The sequence below is a fragment of the Rhodococcus sp. ENV425 genome, from assembly GCF_002887785.1.
GTDB lineage: Bacteria > Actinomycetota > Actinomycetes > Mycobacteriales > Mycobacteriaceae > Rhodococcus > Rhodococcus aetherivorans.
On sequence record NZ_PCZU01000194.1, the window covers coordinates 1 to 10,106 of the forward strand.

Consider the following 10,106-nt stretch of genomic DNA (forward strand, 5'->3'; position numbering starts at 1 on the left):
ACGGCACTTTCGCGGGCGATGCCGATGTTCCCGGTGGCGAGATAGCGCAGGCCGCCGTGGACGAGCTTCGAACTCCACCGGCTGGTGCCGAAGGCGAGATCGTGCCGTTCGACGAGGACGACGCTCAGGCCGCGCGACGCGGCGTCGAGCGCGGCGCCGGCGCCGGTGACACCGCCGCCGACGACGAGCACGTCGACGGTGGGCCGGGCGGCGAGGTCGTCGAGTTCCCGGCGGCGGCGGGCGGCGTCGAGGGCACTGGAGGCGGGTCCGGTCACGGGCGATCCTCCCCGGAGGGTGCGAGATAGGTGTCGACGGCGTGCGCCAGCTCGGTCAGCAGGGCCGCCCGGTCGACCACCTCGGTGACCATCCCGGCGGACTGCACCACGGACTGGGCGGTGAGCAGCACGAACGCGGCGAGCGCGCGGACGTCGCCGGCGCGGACGGTGCCGTCGCGCTGGCCGAGGACGAGCGCCCCGGTCAGCACCTCGAGCACTGCGTGCTGGCTGGTCCCGAGCCGGTCCACGATGTACGTCATGAGCAGGTCCGGGTCCGACCGCAGGATCTTCTCGAACAGCGGATGTGTGCCGATCTCGTCGACGGCCGTCACGACGGCCCGCACGACGCGCGGCCGGACGGGCCCCTCTCCGCGGAGATCGGGCAGGACGGCGCGGATCTCACGGGTGAGAAGGTCCGCGACCAGGGCACGGGTGTCGGGCCAGCGGCGATAGACCGTGGGACGGCTGACACCGGCGCGCCGCGCCACCTCGGCGAGGGTGGTGCGCCGCAGTCCGAAGTCGAGCAGGCACGAGCGGGTGGCGTCGAGGATCTGGTTCTCGACGGTTGCCGCCGGCGGGCCGGAAGACCGGATCTCATCGTTACGAATAGACATTGTATGTAACACTGTAACGCATGACTGTGAGGTTCACACCGCAACACCCCACCGCCGCAGCCGAGATGGAGTGGGACGCGTGGGGCACGGCGGACCGCCGGAAGGAACTCGGCGAGGGCGTCCGCACACTGCTTCGACAGGCTCTCGGCGTGGACACCGAGCGCGCCCGTTCGCTGCCCGAGACCGCCGTGCGGCTCACCCCGTCCCGGCTGGACACCCGGCACCACCAGGGCCTGCGGCGCATCGTCGGTCCGGAACACGTCGCCGACGACGACGCGGCCCGGCTCCGTCACGCCGGCGGCAAGAGCACCCTCGACCTGCTGCGGCGACAGAACCCCGGCCCGCAGGACGGTCCCGACGCGGTGCTGCGGCCCGGCAGCCACGACGAGGTGCTCGCCGTACTCGACTACTGCACGGGCGAGGGGATCGCCGTCGTGCCGTTCGGCGGCGGCACCAGCGTCGTCGGCGGGCTGGATCCGGTGCGCGACGGCTTCGAGGCCGTCGTGGCAGTGGACCTGCAACGGATGAACGCGCTCACCGATCTCGATCCGGTCTCCGGTCTGGCGACGCTGCAGGCCGGCGCGACCGGACCGCAGGCCGAGGAACTGCTCGGTGCCCACGGCTTCTCGCTCGGGCACTTCCCGCAGAGCTTCCGCCACGCGACCGTGGGCGGGTTCGCCGTCACCCGATCCTCCGGCCAGGCCTCCGCGGGCCACGGCCGGTTCGACGAGATGGTCGAGCACCTCGTCGTCGCCACCCCGCGCGGTACCGTCCGGGCGGGCCGCGCCCCGGCCTCGGCCGCGGGCCCGGACCTGCGGCAACTGTTCCTCGGGTCCGAGGGCCTGTTCGGCATCGTCACCGAGGTCGGCGTGCGAGTCCACCCGATCCCCGCCGCGACCGCCCACCGCGCCTGGTCGTTTCCCGACTTCGCCACGGGTGCGGACGCCCTGCGCACCCTCGTGCAGACCGGCGCCGTCCCCACCGTGCTGCGCCTGTCGGACGAGACCGAGACCGCGACGAATCTCGCGTTGCACGAGCACATCGGTGCGACCGCCCCCACCGGATGCCTGGCCGTGACCACCGTCGAGGGCACCGCCGAACACGTACGAGCCCGCGCCGCGGAGGTCGACGCCCTGCTCTCGACCCTGGGCGGCACCGACCTCGGAGAAGAGCCGGCCCGCGCCTGGGAGCAGGGACGGTTCGACGCGCCGCACCTGCGCGACGCCCTGCTGCGGGTCGGGGCCCTCGCCGAGACCCTCGAAACCGCCACCACGTGGAGCAATCTGGCGCGGCTGCGGACGGCGGTGACCGATGCGCTCACCGCCTCCCTGCAGGAACAGGGCACCCCGCCACTGGTGCTGTGCCACATCTCGCACACCTACCCCACCGGCGCGTCCCTGTACTTCACCGTCGTGTGCGCGCAGACGGACGATCCCCTCACGCAGTGGTCGGCGGCCAAGCGCGCCGCCACGGACGCGATCATGACAGCCGACGGCACCGTCACCCACCACCACGCGGTCGGGCGCGACCATCGGCCGTGGATGGCCGACGAGATCGGGACTCTGGGCACCGGCCTGCTCCGCGCGGTCAAGGACGCACTCGACCCGCTCGGCATCCTCAACCCTGGAAAGCTGCTGCCGTGATCGAATCCGTCACCGTCCTGACGAACCCGGCCGCGGGCCCGCACACCGCGCGCGCGACGAGGTCCGCCACGGCCCGGCTGCGCGAACGGGGCCTGCGCGTCACCGAGATCGCCGGCGACACCCCGGAACACTCCCTCGAACTGGTGCGCCACGCCGTCGGCGAGGGAACCGGGGCACTCGTCGCGGTCGGCGGGGACGGGCTCGTCTGGCTCGCCTGGCAGGCGCTCGCGCAGACCGGGATTCCGCTCGGCATCGTCCCGGCCGGGACCGGCAACGACCTCGCCCGCGTCCTGCACGTGCCGTCGGATCCGGTGGCGGCGGCCGACGTGATCGCCGACGGGGCCACGCGGACGATCGACCTCGGAAGGGTCCGGGCGCCCGGGCGGCCGGACCACTGGTTCGGCACCGTGCTCGCCAGCGGATTCGACTCCCTGGTCACCGACCGCGCCAACCGGATGCGCCGGCCGCGCGGCCGGCTGCGCTACAACGTCGCGATGGTCGCGGAACTGGCGAATCTCCGCCTGCTGCCGTATCGCATCACGCTGGACGGCGACGACCTCGACGTGGCGGCGACGATGGTGGCCGTGGGCAATGCCTCCACCTACGGGGGCGGCATGCGCATCGCGCCGGACGCGCGTCTCGACGACGGCCTCCTCGACGTCGTGATCGTGACCTCGGCCAACCGGACCCGCCTGCTGCGCCTGTTCCCCACCGTCTACCGCGGCACCCACGTCGACCTGGACGAGGTGAGGGTGCACCGCGCCCGGCGGGTGCGGCTCGAGTGTCCCGGCATCTCCGCCTACGCGGACGGCGAACCGCTCGGACCGCTGCCCGTGGACGTCGAGGCCGTGCCCGGTGCCGGAGTCGTCCTCGTACCCGGCGGTCAGCCCCCGAACGTGTAGAGCTCGAACCCGGCGGCCCGTTCCGCCGCGAACCCGGGCAGAGCGGCCGTGGCCGACTCCACCTGCGCCCGGGCCTGGTCGAGCACGGGGGTGGGCGCGAGTGCCTCGAGATAGCGGCGGTGCTCGGCGAGGGACGCGACGCCGTCCTCGACGGTGTCGGTGACGTCCACTCCGTGAGTGGGAGACGTGGTGCTCACCGCCACCCACCGCACCCCCGGCCACGGCGGCAGACCCTGCTCGGCCAGGTCCGGGAAGATCCACTCGTTCGCCGCGTCGGTGACCGCGTCGAGCACGCTCAGCCCCAGGGCACGGTGGTCGGCGCTGTTGAGGACGCCGGGGAACCACGTGAGCCCGAAATTGCCGGTCACCACCATCTCGGGTCGGTGCCGCCGGATCGCCGCCGCAAGATCGCGGCGCAGGTCCGGCCCCGCCACCAGGCGGCCGTCGGGATGCCCGAGGAACTCGACCACCTCGACCCCGACGACCCGGGCGGATGCCCGCTCCTCCTGCTCGCGCAGCGGCCCGCACGCCGCCGGCGGCAGGCCCGCGATGCCGGCCTCGCCGCTGGTCGCCAGGACGTAGCGCACCTCCTTGCCCTGTCGGGTCCACCGCGCCACCGCGGACGCCGCGCCGTACTCGATGTCGTCGGGGTGCGCGGCGATCACGAGCGCCCGCTGCCAGTCCTCCGGTACCGGTTCCATTCGTCCACTATCGCCGATCACGATGCGGGGGTGGGGGCCTCGCGCATACTGGACGGCGTGTCGTGGTCCGGGCTCGTCGAAGCAGCGCTCGACGTGCGGTTGACGACGACGGCGGCGGCCGTGGTGTTCACCGTCCTCACCGTCGCGGGCCTGGCCGCCCTGGCCGCGCGACGGCACCGCCGCTGGCTCCTGACGGGGATTCCGACGGCCGTCGCGCTGACCCTGGTGCTGGTGGTGCTCGCCGCCGTGCTCGTCGAGCAGGTGTGGCGACCGTTCCCGGATCGGTTGCCTCGGGATGTGTACGCGTGGACCGCCGTCGCCGTCCTCGCCGTCGCGCTCCTGGCCGGCCGGTGGCTCGTCCGCCGCCGGGACCGGGCGCGTCCGCTCGTCGCGGCCGGCCTCGTCGTCGCCGCACTGGCGGTGGTGGTGGCGGGCGCGGGGCGGATCAACGCGGTGTTCGACGCCTACCCCACCGTGCGTTCCGCCCTCGGCATGACCGACTACCGCACCGTGCCGCTCGACGCGGCCCTGGCACCGGCCACGGCGACGGTCGCTCGGCGGCCGCTGTCCGAGACCTGGTCGCCCCCGGCCGATCTGCCCGCGACCGGCGCGGTGACGACCACCCCGATCCCCGGCGCAGTCTCGGGATTCCGCGCCCGCGACGCGCGGATCTACCTGCCACCCGCCTACTTCGCCGACCCGCGCCCCGAACTCCCGGTGCTGGTGCTGCTCGCCGGCCAGCCCGGCAGCACCGACGACTGGCTGATCGGGGGCCGGCTGCCGCAGATCATGGACGCGTTCGCGGCCGGGCACGAGGGGCTGGCACCGGTCGTCGTGCTCGCCGACGGCACCGGCGACCAGTTCGACAACCCGCTGTGCGCCGATTCCCGCCTCGGCAACGCCGCGACCTACCTGGCGCTCGACGTGCCCGCCTGGGTCCGCGAGCACCTGCAGGTCGACGACGATCCGGCGGGCTGGGCGATCGGCGGGCTCTCGTACGGAGGCACGTGCGCGTTGCAGCTCGCGACCGCCCGCCCCGAGGTGTACCCCACGTTCCTCGACTTCTCCGGCCAGGCCGAGCCGACCCTCGGCGATCGGGACCGCACGATCCGCGAGGTGTTCGGCGGCGACACGGAGGCGTTCGCGCGGAACAACCCTGCCGACCTGCTGGCCCGCAACCGCTACCCCGGCTCGGCAGGGGCGTTCGTCGTGGGCCTCGACGACAGCGAATACCGTTCGGGAATCGAACAACTCACGACGGCGGCCCGGGCCGCCGGCATGGACGTCCACCTCACGGAACTGCCGGGAGCGCACAGCTTCGCGGTGTGGTCCGCCGGACTCGAGAAGGAGCTGCCGTGGCTCAGCCGCCGACTCGGCCTCGTCGCCCCGTGATCGCGCGCAGCGGCGCGGCGCTGCGCCGGGCCCCCGTCGCTCTGACCCTGCTCGCGGCGATGTGGGTGCTCGCGATCGCCACCGGGTCCGTGTGGCGCGGGCCGTCCCACGACCTGGCCCTCGACGTCTCCCTCGGCACCCGTAGCTTCGGCGAGGGGCATCCGTGGGTGCTCTGGACGTCCGGGCTCTTCGCGTCCGGCCTGGGCGAGTACGTCCTGTCGAGCGTGGCGATCCTCGCCGTCGCGGTGCCGGTGGAGAACCGCCTCGGCAGCCGCAGATTCGCACTCGCCGCGGCGCTCTCGCAGGGTGCGGGTGCCGCGCTCGCCCTGCTGGTGGCGCTGCTGGCGTCGACCGTGCCGAACTCGTGGGGCTTCGAGCTGCACGGGCATCTGACCGAGGATCCCCTGCCGTGGGTGCTCGGCACCCTGCTCGCCGCCACCGCGGCGATGGGCACGCTGTGGCGGCGCCGCATCCGCACCCTGGTGCTGGTGTTCCTCGTGACGAGCGCCCTGTTCGCGGGGCACCTGCAGGACGTGGTGCGGCTCTGCGCGGCGCTGGCAGGCCTGTTCCTCGGACCCGTGCTGTTCGGCCGCGCGGCCCGGGGCCCGGCGCTCGGCGGCACCGTGCGGGAGCGTCGCACCCTCGTGGCGCTGGTGGTCGCCGCCAGCGTCCTCGGCCCGATCCTGGCGGCGTTCTCCCCCCACGCCATCGGGCCGCTCTCGGCGCTGCGGGAGTTGTTCGACCAGGTCCCGTACAGCGCACGGGAACTGGTCGACATCTGCGCCGACCCGGCCCTGCGCGACGAGTGCCGCAAGGGGCGGCAGGCGCTGCGCCTGTCCGGGATCGGACCGCTGGTGATGAACCTGATGCCGTCGGCGGTGCTGCTCGTGGGAGCGGAGGGACTGCGCCGGGGCCGCCGCGCCGCGTGGCTGCTCTCGGTGTGGGGGCACGTCGCCCTGATCGCGGTGGCCGCCGTCAGCGCGGTCGTGCAGATCACCGAGCAGGAGGAGACCCGGTCGCTGCTGTACGGCACCCGCCGCACCAGCTCGGTGTACATGGAACTCGCTCCGCTGCTGGCCCTCGTCGCGGTGCTCGTGCTGCTGCTGATGACCCGCCGGCTGTTCGGGGTGCGCGCCCCGCGCGGGACGTATCCGCGGGTGTGGCTGGGCACCGCCGCCGCGGCGGGTGCCGCGCTCGTCACCTACGTGGTGGTGGGGGCGCTGCTCGCCGACGGCTTCGACCGCGACCCCGGCGGCGCCACGCTGGTGCGCGACGCGCCGCGACGTCTCGTCCCACCCGTGTATCTGCAGCTGTTCGAGCCGCCGGTACTGCCGCTGACCCCGGCCGCCACGCTGCTGTTCGAGTGGGTGGGGGTGCTGGTGTGGGCCGCGTTCTGCCTGTTGATGGTCCGGAGCTTCCTGGTCCCCGCGCTCGGGCACGATCCCGGCGACGAACACCGGGTGCGTGCACTGCTGCACTCCCCCGGCGGCACCTCGCTGTCGTGGATGACGACGTGGCCCGGCAACCACTACTGGTTCGGCGAGGACGGCCGGCACGCCGTGGCCTACCGCGTGCACTCGGGTGTCGCCCTGACCACCGGCGACCCGGTGGGTGATCTTGCGGGCCTGGAGAACGCGATCGACGAGTTCGCCGCGTACTGCCTCGGCAACGGCTGGACCCCGTGCTTCTACTCCGTCGGGGAGGACACCGCCGCGATCGCCCGGGACCACGGCTGGAGCTGTCTGCGGGTGGCCGAAGAGACGGTCGTCGCGCTTCCCGGCCTCGCGTTCAAGGGCAAGAAGTTCCAGGACGTCCGCACCGCCCTCAACCGCGCCGCCAAGGACGGCGTGGAGGCGCGGTGGACGACGTTCACCGAGGCTCCGTTGCCGGTGACGGAGCAGATCGTCGAGATCTCCGAGGAATGGGTCGCCGACAAGGGCCTCCCCGAGATGGGCTTCACCCTCGGTGGGCTCGAGGAACTGCGCGACCCCGAGGTGCGGCTGCTCCTGGCGATCGACGCGGACGACCACGTGCACGCCGTGACGTCGTGGATGCCGGTCTACCGGGACGGCGCCCTGGTCGGCCTGACCCTCGACTTCATGCGCCGCCGCTCCGACGGCTTCCGTCCCGCGATGGAGTTCCTCATCGCCTCGGCCGCCATGTCCGCGCAGGAACAGGGCCTCGAGTTCCTCAGCCTGTCCGGCGCGCCGCTCGCCGGCGCCGACCCGTCGTCGGCCGGCGCCCTCGACCGCGGCGCGCTCGACGCGCTGCTCGACCTGCTGGGCCGCACCCTCGAGCCGGTCTACGGCTTCCGGTCGCTGCTCGCCTTCAAGGCGAAGTTCCAGCCGCAGCACCGGCCCATGTACCTGGTGTTCCCGGACGCCGCGGCCCTGCCCACGATCGGCATCGCCGTCGGTCATGCGTACCTGCCCGACGTGTCGCTCGGGCAGGGTCGCCGGCTGCTCGCACAGTTGCTGCGGCGCTGAGCCGCCGCGACCACATCACACGTGGGTGATGTGGTCGTCCTTGCTGCCGGCCACGGCCTTGTACAGCATGTAGCCGCCGAAGATCAGCGCGCTCACCACGAGAATCCCGAACAGGTGCTCCGCGAGCGCCCCGACCACCACGAGGGCGATCCACACCAGCGCCACCACACCCACGATCTTCCAGAACATCGTCTTCTCCTTGCGTCGTTGCCGTTCGTTGTCGATCGTGACACCCCACGGTCGGAAAAACACCAGGTCAACGCAGAGATCAGGGAAAGATGGGTGGTTACCCGGAGGCCGGTGCGGCCCTGTTCGGGGGCCGGCCCGGAGCGGGGTGGTGAGAAGGAGCACGCCGCGGCGACATACCCTCGACAGGTTCGGTCCCCTCGTCAGAAGGCTGAGAATCGTGTCCTCGACCCGCCGCACGCCCGCCCGCGACCTGGCGCAGATCGCCGTGTTCGCCGCCCTGATCATCGCTCTGGGTCTGCCCGGGCAGATCACCGTCGGCTCGTCGGGCGTGCCGATCACGCTGCAGACGCTGGGCGTGATGCTCGCCGGGGCGCTGCTCGGCGTCCGCAAGGGCGTGCTGTCGGTGGCCACGGTGATCGTGCTGGGCCTGGCGCTGCCGGTGCTCGCCGGGGGACGCACGACCCTGACGGCGCTGGCCGGCCCGACGGTCGGCTTCCTGCTCGGCTGGCTTCCCGCCGTCGCGGTGATCGGCTGGCTCTCGGCGCGCATGCTGCCCCACTACCGGGTGCTGCCGGGCATCGCCGTCAACGTCCTCGGTGGCATCGTCGTGCTCTACGTCTTCGGTATCGCCGGCATGCTCGCACGCACCGATCTCACGCTGTGGGCGGCGCTGAGCGCGAACGCCACCTTCCTGCCCGGTGACCTGCTCAAGGCCGTCGTCGCGGCGGTCGTCGCCGCCCAGGTGCACCGCGCCTACCCGGCCCTGCTCAGCCCGAGCGCACCGGCACGCCCGGCCACCGACCCCGCGCGCTGAGCGCCGGGCCGGGCACGACCGCATGAGCGAGATCCGCTTCCGGCAGGTGGGCCACGCCTACGGTGAGCGCACCGTCCTCGACGGCATCGACGTGACCCTCACCGAGCGCCGCGTCGGGATCGTCGGCGCCAACGGCAGCGGCAAGTCCACCCTGGCCCGGATGATCAACGGTCTGGTGATCCCGACCTCCGGCACGGTCACGGTGGACGGCCTGGACACCGCCCGCAAGGCCCGCGAGGTGCGCCGGCGCGTGGGATTCGTCTTCACCGATCCCGACCATCAGATCGTGATGCCCACGGTCGCGGAAGACGTCGCCTTCTCCCTGCGCCGCAGCGGACTGAGCAAGGCCGAGCGCGCGGAGCGGGTACGGCGGGTGCTCGCCGACTTCGGGCTGGCCGGGCACCACGACCACCCGAGTCACCTGCTCTCCGGCGGGCAGAAGCAGCTCCTGGCCCTCGCGGCGATCATGGTCACCGATCCGCAGGTGCTGGTGGCGGACGAGCCCACCACGCTGCTGGATCTGCGCAACGCCCGGCTGATCGCGCGGACCTTCGCCGCCCTCGAGCAGCAACTGGTGGTGGTCACCCACCATCTGGACCTGCTGACCGGCTTCGACCGGGTGCTCGTCGTCGACGGTGGGCGCGTCGTCGCCGACGACACACCCGGCCCGGCGATCGACTACTACCGCAGGCTGGTCGCGTGAGCACCCTGGGCTTGTACCATCGCGCGGCGTCGCCGTTGCACCGGGCGCCCGCGGGCCCGAAGCTGCTGGTCACCGCGGTGCTCATCGTCGCGCTCACGGTGTGGATGCGGCAACCGTGGCAGGTGCCGGTGGCCGGGGCGGTCGTGCTCGGGCTCTACCTGCTGGCGCGGATCCCGCCCCGGCCCGCGCTGCGACAGCTCCGGCCGCTGTTGTGGATGCTCGTGGTGATCGCGGCGTTCCAGGTGCTGCTCGCCGGCTGGGAGCGGGCGGTGGTGGTGTCCGGTCAGCTGCTGGTTGCCGTGGCCCTCGCCGCGCTGGTGACGCTGACCACCCGGGTGAGCGACATGCTCGATGCGATCGTGGCGGGGCTGGGCCCGTTCCGGCGGG

Annotated in this window: 10 protein-coding genes and 1 pseudogene; 7 read left to right on the forward strand and 4 right to left on the reverse strand. The window is 73.1% G+C overall.

What is annotated here, in order from left to right:
• Both CQZ88_RS16335 and CQZ88_RS16340 read right to left on the reverse strand, forming a co-directional pair.
• A partial coding sequence (locus tag CQZ88_RS16335) for an FAD-dependent oxidoreductase (RefSeq protein ID WP_146034321.1) occupies nucleotides 1-275 on the reverse strand: 275 nt, incomplete at its 3' end.
• Entirely contained in the window at nucleotides 272-889 is a 618-nt protein-coding gene (locus CQZ88_RS16340; protein ID WP_006948269.1) for a TetR/AcrR family transcriptional regulator, read from the reverse strand. The genes CQZ88_RS16335 and CQZ88_RS16340, both read right to left, overlap by 4 nt.
• Nucleotides 890-909: 20 nt before the next feature.
• On the opposite strand from CQZ88_RS16340, the gene CQZ88_RS16345 reads away from it, so the two are divergent.
• On the forward strand, nucleotides 910-2,532 hold the full coding sequence (locus CQZ88_RS16345; protein WP_102800036.1) for an FAD-binding oxidoreductase: 1,623 nt from the start codon (nucleotides 910-912) through the stop codon (nucleotides 2,530-2,532).
• On the forward strand, nucleotides 2,529-3,434 hold the full coding sequence (locus CQZ88_RS16350; RefSeq protein WP_006948271.1) for a diacylglycerol kinase: 906 nt from the start codon (nucleotides 2,529-2,531) through the stop codon (nucleotides 3,432-3,434). Before CQZ88_RS16345 ends, CQZ88_RS16350 begins: the two co-directional genes overlap by 4 nt.
• Here CQZ88_RS16350 and CQZ88_RS16355 read toward each other — a convergent pair.
• Nucleotides 3,416-4,135, reverse strand: coding sequence for a PIG-L deacetylase family protein (locus CQZ88_RS16355; RefSeq protein ID WP_006948272.1), 720 nt, complete (start codon nucleotides 4,133-4,135; stop codon nucleotides 3,416-3,418). The genes CQZ88_RS16350 and CQZ88_RS16355 overlap by 19 nt on opposite strands.
• A gap of 57 nt (nucleotides 4,136-4,192) precedes the next feature.
• Between CQZ88_RS16355 and CQZ88_RS16360 the strand changes: the two genes are divergently transcribed.
• Nucleotides 4,193-5,527, forward strand: a complete 1,335-nt coding sequence (locus CQZ88_RS16360) for an alpha/beta hydrolase family protein (protein ID WP_102800038.1) — start codon at nucleotides 4,193-4,195, stop codon at nucleotides 5,525-5,527.
• Complete coding sequence (locus CQZ88_RS16365) at nucleotides 5,524-8,013, forward strand: bifunctional lysylphosphatidylglycerol flippase/synthetase MprF (RefSeq protein ID WP_050035113.1); 2,490 nt, start codon at nucleotides 5,524-5,526, stop codon at nucleotides 8,011-8,013. Before CQZ88_RS16360 ends, CQZ88_RS16365 begins: the two co-directional genes overlap by 4 nt.
• A gap of 15 nt (nucleotides 8,014-8,028) precedes the next feature.
• Here CQZ88_RS16365 and CQZ88_RS29935 read toward each other — a convergent pair whose 3' ends face one another.
• Entirely contained in the window at nucleotides 8,029-8,202 is a 174-nt protein-coding gene (locus CQZ88_RS29935) for a hypothetical protein (protein ID WP_029543328.1), read from the reverse strand.
• 217 nt (nucleotides 8,203-8,419) lie between these two features.
• On the opposite strand from CQZ88_RS29935, the gene CQZ88_RS16375 reads away from it, so the two are divergent.
• The 3 genes and pseudogenes from CQZ88_RS16375 to CQZ88_RS31170 form a co-directional block, all read left to right on the forward strand.
• Nucleotides 8,420-9,016: a biotin transporter BioY gene (locus tag CQZ88_RS16375; protein WP_102800037.1), complete on the forward strand. Its 597-nt coding sequence runs from the start codon at nucleotides 8,420-8,422 to the stop codon at nucleotides 9,014-9,016.
• Between the two features lie 22 nt (nucleotides 9,017-9,038).
• Complete coding sequence (locus tag CQZ88_RS16380) at nucleotides 9,039-9,719, forward strand: energy-coupling factor ABC transporter ATP-binding protein (protein ID WP_029543325.1); 681 nt, start codon at nucleotides 9,039-9,041, stop codon at nucleotides 9,717-9,719.
• A pseudogene (locus CQZ88_RS31170) lies at nucleotides 9,716-10,106 on the forward strand (energy-coupling factor transporter transmembrane protein EcfT); the annotation flags it as partial. The gene CQZ88_RS16380 and the pseudogene CQZ88_RS31170, both read left to right, overlap by 4 nt.